Here is a 13128-nt window from a genome sequence, read left to right as displayed (position 1 = left end):
AAAATGAAATTGGGGAGCGAAAAGGCTTTAGGCCTTGAGCCGGGAAGGGCTAAGGTCGAGAAAAAAAGACAAAGAAAAAAATTGATTTTTTGCTAAAAATGCCTTAGCAAGGACAGGCAATTGATTTAGAACCTATTTAAACAAAGGATTTATCTTGTTTTGCTGCTGTAGAGGAGCGAAGCGACTGGCCTAGCGATGCGGCGGGGTGGCCGAAGGCCAGACCAAGTTTTTTGAGCGCAGCGAAAAAAACGAAGGGCCGAGCAGACCTGCGAGCCCCAAAGCGTAGCGCCCGCCGAAGGCGGGAGGCCCCAAATCCATATATTATTCTATAATTGTATTTTGGCAGCTAATACATTTTTTCTTTTTAGAGGGCTCAAAATAGACATCGATGCGGCCAAGGAGGATGCCGGCCCAGCCCGCCTGAGAAACCAGTACTTCTTCGCCTTTGGGATTTTGGACCAGAGTAGGTTGTTCTAGAAAAGTATGGGTATGTCCACCAATAATAAGATCTACGGCCTCTGAATTTTGGGCCAAAACAAGGTCCGAGATTTTGTTGTGTTTATAGCTATAGCCAAGATGCGAGAGGCAGATGACATAGTCGCATTTTTTCTCTTCCTTGAGGAAACGGCCCATTTTGTTGAGGGCTTTTTGGGGATCTTGGTATTGGGTTTGGCCATAGAGTGGGGCAGGGACCAGCCCTTGCAGCTCGATGCCGACCCCAGTCAGGCCAATTTTAAGCGGCCCTTTTTTGATGATGCTATAGGGTTGGGCCAGGCCTTGCATGGGCGTATCCTCAAAGTTATAATTGCAGTTGAGGATCGGGAAATTGGCATGGGCCTTAAGTTGTTTTTCGAGATTTTCGATCCCTGCATCAAAGTCGTGGTTGCCCAAGGTGCCGGCCTCATAGCCCATAGCCGACATCAGTTTGAGCTCTAGCTCGCCCTTAAAGTAATTGAAATAGGGGGTACCTTGAAACATATCGCCAGCATCGAGCAAAAGGACATGTTTTTCCTCATCTCGGATTTTATTGATGAGGGCGGCACGTCGGGCGGCACCGGCCTTGCCTTGGTTGCGGCCTCCATCCATGGGAAAGGGTTCGATGCGGCTATGTACATCATTGGTGTGCAAAATGCTCAGTTTGATGAGTTCTGGGGCCTCATCGCTCTGGGCCAAAAGTTGGCCATGAAAAGCTTTGAGGGAAGGGGGCAGAATAAGGCTAGTTCCAGCCAAAAGGCCAAATTGGCCCAAGCGGCCCAAAAATTTTCTTCGATTATAGTTCATGGCTTATTTTTTTTGGCTAATGCGGCCTTCTTTTCTGGCCTTAATGCTTTTCCCTTTGGCTGTTTGGGCCGAGATATATTCTATGGCGGCATCTCGAAGGAATTTGCCTGTTTCATAGCGCTTTTTCCCCTTGAAGAAGGTACAATTATCGCCGCCATTGGCCAGATAGTCAATGGTAGCAATGCGATATTTTTTATCGGCCTGAATAGCTTGGCCCTCCAAACGAATATTTTGGGGCGCAAATTCATCATCTATTTCCATCCGAACCGCCGAGCTAATGGGCCAGCCGCCTTTCATGCAGATATGCTCAAAGAGGGGGCGCAGCTCGCTGCCTTTCATCTCAATAACCACAATCATATTATCAAAGGGCATGAGCTCATAGATTTTCCCCTTCTTCAGGGGCCCTTTAGGGATAGAGGGCAGCCGAAGTCCCCCATAATTGAGGACGGCAAAATCAATGCTTTTGCCCGTATATGCTTGGGCCTGAATAGCCACCATATCGGCAGCAAAATTTCCCATATTAGATTCGGGCTGCTCCTTAATGAGGTCCACAGACAACTGACCGAGCTGCTCATTCATCTGGGCCTCCAATTGTTTTTTATAGGGGGCGTAGATATTGGCTATGCTGCTATCTGCCTGCTGATGTTCTTGGCTATTGAGGGGGTAATATTGCCCTTCTTCCTTGACAAAATGTTGGTAAGACTGGCAGCTCCCCAAGAGAAAGAGACAGAGGGCCAGAATAAAAAACTGTGGTTTGTTCATGATGTTTTTGGCTGTTTTCGGGCCGAAAATACAAAAAAGCCCCGCCATTTTGGCTGCAGCCCAAAGTTTAAGTTTTTGTTTATGGCCGATCTGCTTTGGCTGCAGGCAGTTTTTAAATCTGCCTAGGGACGGAGGGCAAAAAATTAAAAGATTTTTTGCATCTTGAAGAAGCAAAATAATTAGAGTTTCTGCTTCTAAAGTGGCCACTCTTCATCAAAAAAATACTTATGTCGCTCAGTCCGTATCCCTATATTTTTTGTCTGTTTAGTTTGTTGATGGCTGGCTCTGCCATGGCCCAAGATATCTTTTATAATAAAGTAGCGGGGCCTTTATTGCAAGCGCCAGAGGCCGAAAGCCCGATGGTTGAATTTCTTTTGCAGGGAGAATTGCTTTATCCGCTCCAAAAGGAAGAGGGGGGATTCGTTTTCCTAGAAAACCAGTCGGGCCGAAGAGGTTGGTTGGCCAAAAAGGAGCTGAGCGAGCAGGCTGTTCGTCCTCAGTACCGCTGTTTTATCTCTAATTTGCGTCTGCGCAGTCAGGGCAATTTGCAGGCGGCGGTGGTCGCCAAGTTGCAAGAGGGGCAGTTGGTTCGTTTTACGGGCCGAAGAAGTCCAAACAAAGAAAGTATTAGTATTCGGGGGCAAAAGTTGCCGCATTATTGGCTGGAGGTAGAAACTGCTAAAGGCCTTATTGCCTGGACCTATGGGGGCGGCTTAGAAAAGCTGGTCCCTATTCCCACAATCCCCGGCAATATGGAGCAAGAAGAGCCGCCCAAGCAGGGCCCTTTGCCCAAGGGGGAGACCCTTAGTATTCATTTAGAGTTGCCGCATTCTTCTAAAGTAAGGCAGGCGGAGTCTTTATTTCTGTGGTGGAACGCTCTAAGTCCCGAATGGAAGGCCTTTTACAATCAGATGGTCTTGCTCAAACCCTTGGAAGAGGCTTATTCGGAGGCGAGTTTGGCCGAAATAGAGCAGATTATGCGTTTAGAGGAGCTAGATCTTTCCCAGGATGATGCCTGTCAGACTGGTCCTTTTTATGCGGTGGCCCTAAAAGATTTATCGGGTTTGCGGGGCTTGCCCTTGCTCAAGCGTTTGCATGGCCGAGGCTTGCAGTTGGAGCGTTTAGCGGGCCTCAATCAGTTGCCTAGCCTAGAGGAGTTGAGCTTTACGGAATTAAAGTTGAAGCAGCTGCTCTTTTTGCCCAAAAAGCTGAAGAAGTTGCGTTTAGATTTTGCCCAAGAGCAGCAGTTTCCCATGTCGCTTTTGCGGGGGCAGGGCCAGCTAGAGGAGTTGGCTATTCGGGCCCAGAAGATTCAAGATATGCAGGTATTTATTCAGCTTCCCAAGCTCAAGAAGTTAAGTTTGCAGATTAGTGATTTGCGGAGTATTTCGGGCGTGAACAGCTTGTTTATGCTAGAGGAGTTAAGGCTAGAAGCCGAGCAATCTGATCTTGATTTGCGTCCCTTGGCAGCCCTAAGTCGCTTGAAAAAGCTCTATATTTTGGCCGATGAGCTACAAAATATAAATAGCATAGCCAATTTGCGACAGCTACAGGCCTTGGAGATCAATGTCAAGGCCAACCGCATCGATGCGCGTTTATTGAGTCGTTTTCAGCAGCTACGTTGGCTAAAGTTGAGCACGCCAGAGCTCCTTAAAGGGGAGAGTTTGCGGGAGTTAAAGGCCTTGGTCTTTTTTGCTTGTCAGCAAGATTTGCCTTTTTCGATTCAGCAGTTGCCTGGGCAGTTGCAGCAATTGGAGTTAGGGGCGCCAAGTTTTCAGCAATTAGAGCGTTTGGGGCAGTTTTCTCAATTGACTAGCCTTGATTTGCGGACAGCGGCTTGGCCTACTAAGGGGGCTTTTGTTGCGCCGCCGAACTTAGCCAAATTTTATTTGAGGGCGCCCAATTTGGCCAGTCTTCAGCAGTTGCCGCCCATGCCTCAGCTTCGTCTTTTGGACCTCAGTCAGTGTACCGAATTAAAGGAAATTGGGGCTTTGGCTCAGCTCAAGCAGCTAGAGTTGCTTTATTTGCCCAAGGCCATTTCTTTGCAAAGCGAGGCGGTTCAGGCCATTTATCATCCGGGCCTAACGATTCGGCATGAGGTGCTTTCTGCATGTTTTTAATTAGGGGATTTGGGGCCCGCGGCCAGCTATGCTGGCCGCCGCTATGCTGCGGGGCTCACAGGTCTGTTCGGCCCTTCAGCCGCCTTTGGCGGCTTTGGTCTGGCCTACGGCCACCCCTCCGCAGCGCTGGGCCGCACAACGGTCTTTTTTTCTTTGGGCTGTTTTCTTCGGCGGTTTTAGTCTGGCCTTCGGCCTAATAAACATCTTTTAGGCTGAGTATGAATTTTGGAACGACAACTACACCCTCAGCCTAAATAGGGGAAGTAAATTTTATGGAAAATGACAAATTATAGACAAAGACTTATTTTTCTGTGTGCAGTTATGTTGGTGTCTTTTGTGGTGAGAGGTCAATCAAAAGATCCTATTGTTAGAAGGGCGCTGAATAAAGAGATAAATATAGATTCTTTGAGTACTCATTTGACTGAGAATGAAAGAGTAGAGCTCATAGGAGCCCTTATTCAAGCTATGGAGGAAGATTCTGCGGCCTATTTTACATCTAAGTGGGATATAATTCTTAATGATTCAATAAAAACAGACTTTGAATGTCAAGGAGTTAGTTTTGAATTATATAGAAATAAGCCTCTTAATAAAGTTGTTTACTTTTATCTGGTCGATAGAGTGTTCTGGAAATCTATGGAAAAAGTAAATTATATGGAGTTGTATGAAGTTGGTTCAGAATATGGAGCAGTTTCAGAATGGCTATTTTTTACTTGTGGAGAGGGGGGCAAAAAGAAGGAGTATAAATATTGCGAAAAACCTATAGGAGAACTCAACTGCCAGCTTAATCAGGAAAATGTTAACAAGCTAAGAGAAATTTACTTGAATTGGTATAAAGAACTTCTTGAAAAAGGCTACTCTACTATGCATAAAGAAAATAAAGGCCCCCTTTACAACACAAATCTTCATTGGAGAGATGCTTTTGTAGAGGAAAAAATAAAGGAAAAAAATGAGCAGTTTTTTAGACAGTTTAAACGTTACCAACAGCATGAGCGATAAAACTTTTTTATTTAGGTCGTAGCGCCTGCCGAAGGACAAAAAAATAATATATGCGTAACTTAATAGTTGGTCTATTTGTATTATGTTTAATTCAGAGTTGTCAAACAAATAGACAAGAAAAGAGTAAAACTTTTGAAATTGATATAGAGAAATGGTACTCAGTCAATGTTAAAGATATAGAAGCTGACTGTGAAATAAAAAAGTATATTCTCCGAGATTTTCTTTTCCAAGTAAAGGAAGAAAAGTTAAGAAGAGTGCTTCTAGACTCTGTTTTATTGCATATCAAAACAATACCTGCAGACGAGCAGATTTATATATCTGAAATTATGAATAAAGGCTATAGTTTTTATTCGGTAGTCCTTAGGTTTACAAAGATGCGAAAAGCAGTTTATGCTAATTATTACGGAAAAGAAGAAGGTTTTAAATTAAGAATAGAAGAAGGTGTTGATATTAAACCAACTCTTAAATTAGAATGTGAGGAAGATGTGATAATGAATCATCCAGAGTATTCAAGTTTAGAACGAGCAATTATTGTAACCTCTTGGAAAGAGGGTAAATTTGAGACATTGAAAATCTTTGGTAAGTAAGCGTTTATTTGTATTAGTTCAGGCCCTCTCTTGCACATTGCTAGGCTTTTTTATTTTGGCCATGGGCTAAAGCCCTTGTTTGCTATCAATGATACGGGCCGATGGTTTCAACCATCGGCTCATTTTATTGCGTTTAGTATGGCTTCTTTTGTTGCTGTAGGTTTCAACCTACAGGTATATATATCCATCCTACAGGCGGCGAAGCCGCCGCAGGCCTAGGGATGGAAAAGGGGGCCGCGCAGCGGCAGACCGAGCCAGCTTGCTGGCGCAGGGCCGAGCAGACCTGCGAGCCCTGACACAGCCCGGCCGCCGAAGGCGGCAGGCCCCAAAAAATCTAAACCCTCAATAGGAAGAACAAATAAAAAAGAGTAATGTTAAACTAATACAAATGTATAAATATATTTATTTTAAGGATGTTTTGGATGCAATAAAACGTTTGTCTATAACGGACTATAAGGTTCTGTCTGAAGAAGAACTAGCCCCTATCTTAAGCCAAGTACTAGATCGGTTTACTACCTTAAAGGAGTACGAATTCTCTTTGTGGGAAAATATGATCAGGGGAGAGTGTTTTAGTATTAGAGATGAAGACAGTTGGATGTGGATGACTGATTTTCCAACTCAAGAACCATGTATTCTTATATTTGAGTATCGTAGAGAAAAAAGGGGATTTGAGTTTCAGCGGATGGAAGATCTAGTAAATGTGATAGGGGAGTCCTTTAATTTTGTATTTTATATCACCTCTAGAAAAATAGATTATCTCCTTACTCAGAATGATCATGATTATTTGATTGCTGCTGGTCGGGCAAAGCCTTGGTTAATTGATTACCTAGAGCAGCCCCGCAGAGCGACAGATGATTTTGTGGAGTAGTAAAATCTACTGTTGTAGACTAGGGAATCTAAAATCTTGAGAAATGATGAATAGATTGATGCTGTTATTGCTAATGTTGAATTTTTCTTGTGTTAGAAGTACAGGAGTTGTAGTGGAGAAACTTGACTTTTCGGAGACTATGAATATTTCAGATGTCAGGGATAGCGAATTTGAAATATTATATACTTGTCTTTATTCAAAAGAGGAGCTGCTTGAAAATGACCGTGGGTGCCCTTACCCCCAAAATTAGGACAGTAGTTTAAGGTGGAAAAACGAAAGAAAAAAGTCGTATAATGAAGCACTAAATTACAAAAGAGATGAGAAAGAAGCGTCGTAATTTCAGTTCTAAATTTAAGGCAAAAGTGGCCTTAGAAGCACTAAAAGAGCAATTGACCTTGGCAGAATTAGCGACAAAATATGAGCTACATGCAAATCAAATATCGGCCTGGAAGAAAGAACTTTTGGCCAATAGTTTTTTTGATAAGACAATATTAGATCATTATAACCCATATATGCGTGATGATAATGCAAACTGGCTATTGGAGATTAACAGGGAGGGAGGTTATCATTTTATATCTAGAAAATATAATGATGAAGATTTCTTTTTGGTGGAAGATTTAGCTTCAATTTTGGACCTAAATGTCGATTCGCTCCTTATGGAAAGGTAAGTTCTTGGGGCCTCCCGCCTTTGGCGGGCGCTACGTTTCGGGGCTCGCTGCTCGCTCGGCCCTGCGCGGGCTGCGCCCGCTGGGTCTGGCCTTCGGCCACCCCTGCACATCGCTAGGCCGCTCAACAGTCTTTTTTCTTTGGGCGGTTTTCTTCGGCGGTTTTGGGGTCATGGGCTGAAGCCCATGCTTGTAGACTGGGTAAACAGGTGGGCTAAAGCCCTTCTTTGCTGGAAAATGGAAAAAAATTAGCTCCAAGAAAAACAACAACTCCCCAACCACAACCGCAAAGAAAAATCCCCTCGAATGAGGGGATGACAATTTTTTCAATAGCCTAGGGCCTTGGCCCTAGGGTTGGCCGAAGGCCCGTCGGCCTAGGGGCCTGCAAGGGGGCCGCGCAGCGGCAGACCTAGCCAGCTTGCTGGCGCAGGGCCGAGCAGACCTGCGAGCCCTGAAAGGGCCCGGCCGCCAAAGGCGGCAGGCCCCAAAAAAAACATAAATCCTAAAATAAAAACCTGAAAATGAAAAAGTTATTATCCTTAGTTGTTTTGAGCTTGGGCTTATTGTCTTGCCAACCAGCGGTACAAGCACCAATAGTAGAAGAAAAACGGCCTTTGGCTGCAGTAGAAGAGCAGAAAATTACAGTAGAGGAAGAAAAAGAAGCAGAAGTTTGGCTTCAAAAAACGGCTAGGGCAAAGGACATTAAGTTTAAGCTGAAAGGAGAGGAGTTGTACTATTTTTTCAGTAAGGATTGTGTTTATCCTTTTTCTTATGAACGGCAGGAAAAGCAGTTATTGGTGTATTGGCCTAAAGAAATGCAGGTTATACGTAAATATAGTTCTTACTATGAACTAATTAGTGAGGACTGTCTAAAAGAACTGCCATTTTATGCTGCTGTGCAAGCCGATTCTCTTTTTGCGATTTATAAGCTGAATGCAGGCGAAGATCACTTTTTGGCTACTTATAGGGATAGCCTTTTGCCTCGAAAATATCCTCAGTTTTTTCCGGATAGCTTAGTGCTGGGAGAAAACTACCAACTACCTTTTGTGGTGCAGGAGGATAGTGTTTGGGGGAGCTCAAATGGCATCACTTTGAAATTTACGGAACGAAACATATTATATATGTATAATATGCAGTGTTATTTTGAATTTCCGATTAGTTATGAAAATGGGGCAGCAGTTATATATTGGGCTGATAGACCAGATTGCAAATGGGATATGATGCATTGGAAAGCTTGGGCTCGTCCTGTTCCAAAAAAAGGGGAGCCATTTGCTCGCTTAGAACTTTATGCTGCGGATAGCATAGCTGTACATTATTATTATCCGGAATGGAAGGCCGCCTATAATGCAGCGCAAGTGAAACTGGATCATTTTCCGGATACTTTTTTTCGTGCTGATATAGCTTATAAATTTAATGTAGAAGAGTAAAGGGGGGTAAAATGGAAGAATGCAATGAAAGTATATTGTTTATTAGTGATTTTAATCTGCTCTGTAGCTTGTCAGTTAGAGCAAAAAACTGATCGCTCAGAGGGGAAAGAAAATGGGCTAAAAAAGGGGTATTTAGAGCGTAAGGAAATGAAAGACTCTGTTTGTTTGTCGCAAACATTATCTTGGGATGACTATGCAATGACTGTAAAAACAGTGCATCTTTTTGATTCGGCAGTAGATAAAGAACCTATATTTATTCCGGCTATTTGGTCTCAGAAAATAGAGTTTAGGAAAGGGGGGAAGTTGTTGCAAACGCATTGGAGTCCGGCCTTATCTACAGAAAGAAAATTGAGCCGAACTAAGAAAGTCATTCTGGAGAATGTAATTGATGAGGTAGGTGTTTTAGCAGGCAGACATGGCTGTATGTTTTTTTTAGATGGGGTTAGTCCTTGTAACTCTTGTACAGAGATGAAGCTGGTATTTAGCCTAGAGGGGAAGCTGTTGTTTGCCGCTTATGGATCGAGATATGAAAAACATTTTCGCTATGGAAATTGGGAGCAGATCATTGAAGAATATGGAATTGGAGAAGAAAATTTTATTGAGAGGATGGAGTTAGAAGGGGTGTTGGAAGGGCCAAGGTATTAGTGTTTTGGTCCTAATTTTAGTGTAAGAATATTAGTTAAGCTAACAGCCCCAAATAGCAAAAAGACAAATAAGTAGAGCTATGATTTTATTGATATCTTATTTAGTATATTGGATTATATGCCTTTTGCTTTACTATTGGGTGTATAATTTGCCTGAGGCTATGCTGCAAACTTTTTTTTATACGGTATACTATATATTAGGTAATTTAGTTTTTCTTCTGTTTTTTGATGACCTTGGAATAAGGATAGCTATAGTGCTTTCTAATATTTTTATGATTTTTGTTTTAGATTCTTTATTTCTATATCATAACTCATTTTTGGAAATAGTGAAAAATAAAAAGATATTAGCGGTATTTGTTGTTGGTTTGCTTATAGCTTTTACAAAATATTACATAAAGTATAGGTTGTAGAAAAATGAGGTAGCTGTTCCTAAATGGAGTTAGCCCCTTGGTTCAAAAGATTTTAATGAAGAGGATTAACTTTATATACATTGTTTTTTTTAGCATTTTAGGGAGCTGTTCTAATGCTAATTGTACTACTGATAACCCACGTTATTTATGTTCAAATTTTGATCAAAAAAATATGGACTTATTTAGATGTTCTCTTCAAAGGGTCGATAGTTTATGGAATGGCTTCACTGAGGTGGAAAAATCTAATGTAGTTGAGTCTTTAATTAAAAGAATTCGACTCTATCAAAGAGATGCGACATTGAGAGAGCACCTAATCTATGTTGATGATATGGATGATTTTTACGAGGAGCAGTTAGTTCTGATAGGAGAAATATCGTCTTTTCTTAAGGAGAAGAAAAAATGGTATTTTTTGATCGAAGAGGCAAGAGATAAAGAGGATAATGCTTATGCTTTGATTGTCTTTGAAAAGATCTTGTCAGATTGATTTTATAGGAGATTTGGGGCCCGCGGCCAGCTTTGCTGGCCGCCGCTATGCTGCGGGGCTCACAGGTCTGTTCGGCCCTTCAGCCGCCTTTGGCGGCTTCGGTCTGGCCTACGGCCACCCGCTCCGCAGCGCTGGGCCGCTCAACGGTCTTTTTTTCTTTGGGCTGTTTTCTTCGGCGGTTTTGGGGCCATGGGCTTCAGCCCATGCTTGTAGACTGGGTAAACAGGTGGGCTAAAGCTGTAGGTTAAAACCTACAGCCAATTAACGAATACATTTTAATATAAAATGGAGGGTTTTAACCCTCCATAAATAAACAACTTTCCTTGTATTAGAAGACATTATGGGCCGATGGTTTCAACCATCGGCTCATTTTTATTGCGTTTGGTATGGCCGCTTTTGTTGCTGTAGGTTTCAACCTACAGGGCCGAAGGCCCGTCGGCCTAGGGATGGAAAAGGGGGCGGCGAAGCCGCAGACCGAGCAAAATGAGCCTAGCGAATTTTGCGAAGGGCCGAGCAGACCTGCGAGCCCTGACACAGCCCGGCCGCCGCAGGCGGCAGGCCCCAAAAAGAAAAAAAGAAGAAGGTTTAGAAAAGCTTGATTTTTTTTCTAACTATGGGAGTAATTAAAAGCGGAAAAAATGAGAAAGCGAAAAATAGTAGACTTATCTAAGGCGATACGAGAAAACAAGCGAGACCCTTGGTTTATGCGAGTAAAAATTAAGCATAAGCCGCATCGGCGGGCGCGATGGTTGATCCGATTATTGGGCTTACCGTTTCGATTATTTCCAAAAAACTTTGAGGGTTGGGCCGATGATTATATTAGTATGGGGGTGCATGCGGTGACGCATATCGATGCGCCCTGGCACTACTCGCCGACTACGGGGGGGCAGCGGGCCAAAACCATAGATGAAATTGATTTGGAGGATTGTATGGGGCCAGGCTTGCTGATCGATATGTCGCATAAGGCCGGTTTTGACCCCATTACAGAGGAGGATATCACTGCTTTTTTGGAGCGAGAAAACTTGGCCGTAGAAGCGGGAATGATCGTCTTGATTCGGACAGGAGCGGATCGTTATAATGGGCAGCCTGATTTTCATAAGCGGGGGACGGGCATGAGTGCAAAGGCCACGGCCTATTTAATTGATCGAGGTGTAAAAGTGATGGGGATCGATGCTTGGGGTTGGGATACGCCCTTGCCCGAGCAGATTCGGCAGGCGAAAGCGGCCAATGATGCAACTGTTTTTTGGGAAGCGCATTTAGTGGGCCAAGAAAAGGAATATTGGCATATGGAGCAGCTGGTTAATTTGGGCGCATTGCCTTATTCGGGCTTTGAGGTCGCCGTATTTCCCTTAAAGATAGTGGGAGCATCGGCGGCGCCAGCTAGAGTACTGGCCTTTTTGGAAGAATAAGCCGCTTTGTTAAGAGAGTCACAGAAAGAGAAAAAGGATGGTAATATCTTTATCGACATCAAATAATAGCAATTAGCTAAATTAAATTCAAATAACTATGGACAACCAACAAGAAGAAAATGTAGAGGTATATAACATGCCTCGAATTGGTGATCAGGCGCCTGATTTTACTGCGGTAACGACTACAGGCACTATTACTTTTTCTGATTATGCAAAAGATAAATGGGTCGTCTTGTTCTCGCATCCTGCAGACTTTACGCCAGTATGTACCACTGAAATGAGTGGTTTTGCTTTGCGTAAGGCCGAGTTTGAGGCCCTAAACACCGAATTGATGGGCTTGAGTATTGATAGTATTCATGCGCATTTGGCTTGGGTAAACAATGTACGTAAGAATACGGGCGTCTATTTGGACTTTCCGATTATTGCCGACATTGATATGAAAGTATCTAAGCTATATGGTATGTTGCAGCCCAATGAAAGTGATACGGCTGCAGTGCGTGCGGTCTTCTTTATTGATCCGGCCAAAAAAGTGCGTTTAGTGATGTACTATCCCTTGAATGTGGGCCGTAATATGGATGAAATTTTGCGTGCCCTAGAGGCCTTGCAAGTATCTGATGAGCATAAAGTAGCTATGCCTTTGGATTGGCGTAAAGGAGATAAGGTCATTGTTCCTCCGCCCAAAACATTGGAGCAAATGGATGCTCGTTTGGCTGATGATTCTTGCGAAAAAATTGACTTTTATTTAGCAAAAAAATTGCTATAGCTATTGTAGTTTAATTAGCAATAGACTATTCTAGTTTTTTATTTCTGTCAAGCAGTTGTTGATTCTGGGTCTTTTCTCTTCGGATAAAGGGCCCTTTTTATATGCGTAGAAGCCTGATTTGCAAAAAAATGAAAAAAAAGAGGGGCTGAGGGGGATAAATTAGCTTAAAAAGACGTTTAACATATTATAAGTCCCAATTCTTCCTTTGGTTACAACAAAAATTCACTAATTTTAAACTAAAGCAATAAAATTTCAGAATTACTTCACTTCACAAAATCCCAAGATATGAGATTTACCCTTACGTTAATTTTATGTGTATTTGCTGGTTCTTTTAGCCTAAGCGCACAAACCACTCTACAACCCACAGAACCCTCGGACAAGATTGCAGCGGTTTATGGGGCCAACTACCAACAGCAAAATCCGGGCATTTATGCCAAGCTGCAAGACCTCTTGCAACATCGGGTAGAGTATCTGCATCATCCGATTGAGGCTGATGAAAAATTTCCAAAACTATCAGAGCTGTCTTTACGCAATAAGAATAATCGCAGCCTGAGTAGAGACCGAGAATTTAACCAGCTCACTTTTAATCCTTTAAAATACGGAATTGAGCTGTTTCCCAAAACAAAAAAGGTCTATCGTTTTGATAATGAGCCTTATTTAATTGTCATTCTCCCCGTAGAGTAATCCATTTTTTACCTAACCCTTATTGGAT

Annotated in this window: 12 protein-coding genes and 1 pseudogene; 11 read left to right on the top strand and 2 right to left on the bottom strand. The window is 42.8% G+C overall.

The window, feature by feature from the left end:
- Positions 1 to 321: 321 nt before the first annotated feature.
- Both OP864_RS16695 and OP864_RS16690 read right to left on the bottom strand, forming a co-directional pair.
- Positions 322 to 1281: a bifunctional metallophosphatase/5'-nucleotidase gene (locus OP864_RS16695; RefSeq protein ID WP_270099279.1), complete on the bottom strand. Its 960-nt coding sequence runs from the start codon at positions 1279 to 1281 to the stop codon at positions 322 to 324.
- Between the two features lie 3 nt (positions 1282 to 1284).
- Entirely contained in the window at positions 1285 to 2043 is a 759-nt protein-coding gene (locus OP864_RS16690; RefSeq protein ID WP_270099278.1) for a 5'-nucleotidase C-terminal domain-containing protein, read from the bottom strand.
- 227 nt (positions 2044 to 2270) lie between these two features.
- Here OP864_RS16690 and OP864_RS16685 point away from each other — a divergent pair, with 227 nt between their 5' ends.
- From OP864_RS16685 to OP864_RS16635, 11 genes and pseudogenes are all read left to right on the top strand, one after another.
- Entirely contained in the window at positions 2271 to 4163 is a 1893-nt protein-coding gene (locus tag OP864_RS16685) for an SH3 domain-containing protein (RefSeq protein WP_270099277.1), read from the top strand.
- A 279-nt stretch (positions 4164 to 4442) separates the two neighbouring features.
- Positions 4443 to 5159 (top strand): hypothetical protein, encoded by a 717-nt coding sequence (locus OP864_RS16680; protein WP_270099276.1) that lies wholly within the window; start codon positions 4443 to 4445, stop codon positions 5157 to 5159.
- Between the two features lie 50 nt (positions 5160 to 5209).
- The gene (locus OP864_RS16675) at positions 5210 to 5746 is read left to right on the top strand and encodes a hypothetical protein (RefSeq protein WP_270099275.1); all 537 of its coding nucleotides are present in this window, start codon (positions 5210 to 5212) and stop codon (positions 5744 to 5746) included.
- Positions 5747 to 6182: 436 nt separating this feature from the next.
- Positions 6183 to 6614 (top strand): DUF6756 family protein, encoded by a 432-nt coding sequence (locus tag OP864_RS16670; RefSeq protein ID WP_270099274.1) that lies wholly within the window; start codon positions 6183 to 6185, stop codon positions 6612 to 6614.
- A 317-nt stretch (positions 6615 to 6931) separates the two neighbouring features.
- Positions 6932 to 7087 (top strand): annotated as a pseudogene (locus OP864_RS16665) (transposase); the annotation flags it as partial.
- 713 nt (positions 7088 to 7800) lie between these two features.
- Positions 7801 to 8706 carry a hypothetical protein gene (locus OP864_RS16660; RefSeq protein ID WP_270099273.1) on the top strand — a complete coding sequence of 302 codons (906 nt, stop codon included), beginning with the start codon at positions 7801 to 7803 and terminating at the stop codon, positions 8704 to 8706.
- Between the two features lie 24 nt (positions 8707 to 8730).
- Positions 8731 to 9351, top strand: coding sequence for a hypothetical protein (locus OP864_RS16655; protein ID WP_270099271.1), 621 nt, complete (start codon positions 8731 to 8733; stop codon positions 9349 to 9351).
- 581 nt (positions 9352 to 9932) lie between these two features.
- On the top strand, positions 9933 to 10244 hold the full coding sequence (locus tag OP864_RS16650) for a hypothetical protein (RefSeq protein ID WP_270099270.1): 312 nt from the start codon (positions 9933 to 9935) through the stop codon (positions 10242 to 10244).
- A gap of 638 nt (positions 10245 to 10882) precedes the next feature.
- Complete coding sequence (locus tag OP864_RS16645; protein WP_270099269.1) at positions 10883 to 11653, top strand: cyclase family protein; 771 nt, start codon at positions 10883 to 10885, stop codon at positions 11651 to 11653.
- Between the two features lie 97 nt (positions 11654 to 11750).
- Positions 11751 to 12416, top strand: coding sequence for a peroxiredoxin (locus OP864_RS16640; protein WP_270099268.1), 666 nt, complete (start codon positions 11751 to 11753; stop codon positions 12414 to 12416).
- A 285-nt stretch (positions 12417 to 12701) separates the two neighbouring features.
- The gene (locus OP864_RS16635; RefSeq protein WP_270099267.1) at positions 12702 to 13100 is read left to right on the top strand and encodes a GTP cyclohydrolase; all 399 of its coding nucleotides are present in this window, start codon (positions 12702 to 12704) and stop codon (positions 13098 to 13100) included.
- Positions 13101 to 13128 lie beyond the last annotated feature (28 nt).

Source organism: Saprospira grandis (genome assembly GCF_027594745.1).
GTDB classification, from domain to species: Bacteria; Bacteroidota; Bacteroidia; order Chitinophagales; family Saprospiraceae; genus Saprospira; species Saprospira grandis.
This window is presented reverse-complemented; position numbering and strand designations above follow the sequence as displayed.

What these genes read in the sequence shown, in the direction of transcription:
- OP864_RS16645 (WP_270099269.1), top strand. Translation starts at nt 10,883, where the DNA reads ATGAGAAAGCGAAAAATAGTAGACTTATCTAAGGCGATACGAGAAAAC.
- OP864_RS16655 (WP_270099271.1), top strand. Translation starts at nt 8,731, where the DNA reads ATGAAAGTATATTGTTTATTAGTGATTTTAATCTGCTCTGTAGCTTGT.
- OP864_RS16675 (WP_270099275.1), top strand. Translation starts at nt 5,210, where the DNA reads ATGCGTAACTTAATAGTTGGTCTATTTGTATTATGTTTAATTCAGAGT.
- OP864_RS16660 (WP_270099273.1), top strand. Translation starts at nt 7,801, where the DNA reads ATGAAAAAGTTATTATCCTTAGTTGTTTTGAGCTTGGGCTTATTGTCT.
- OP864_RS16635 (WP_270099267.1), top strand. Translation starts at nt 12,702, where the DNA reads ATGAGATTTACCCTTACGTTAATTTTATGTGTATTTGCTGGTTCTTTT.
- OP864_RS16685 (WP_270099277.1), top strand. Translation starts at nt 2,271, where the DNA reads ATGTCGCTCAGTCCGTATCCCTATATTTTTTGTCTGTTTAGTTTGTTG.
- OP864_RS16680 (WP_270099276.1), top strand. Translation starts at nt 4,443, where the DNA reads ATGACAAATTATAGACAAAGACTTATTTTTCTGTGTGCAGTTATGTTG.
- OP864_RS16650 (WP_270099270.1), top strand. Translation starts at nt 9,933, where the DNA reads ATGGACTTATTTAGATGTTCTCTTCAAAGGGTCGATAGTTTATGGAAT.
- OP864_RS16640 (WP_270099268.1), top strand. Translation starts at nt 11,751, where the DNA reads ATGGACAACCAACAAGAAGAAAATGTAGAGGTATATAACATGCCTCGA.
- OP864_RS16695 (WP_270099279.1), bottom strand. Translation starts at nt 1,281, where the DNA reads ATGAACTATAATCGAAGAAAATTTTTGGGCCGCTTGGGCCAATTTGGC.
- OP864_RS16690 (WP_270099278.1), bottom strand. Translation starts at nt 2,043, where the DNA reads ATGAACAAACCACAGTTTTTTATTCTGGCCCTCTGTCTCTTTCTCTTG.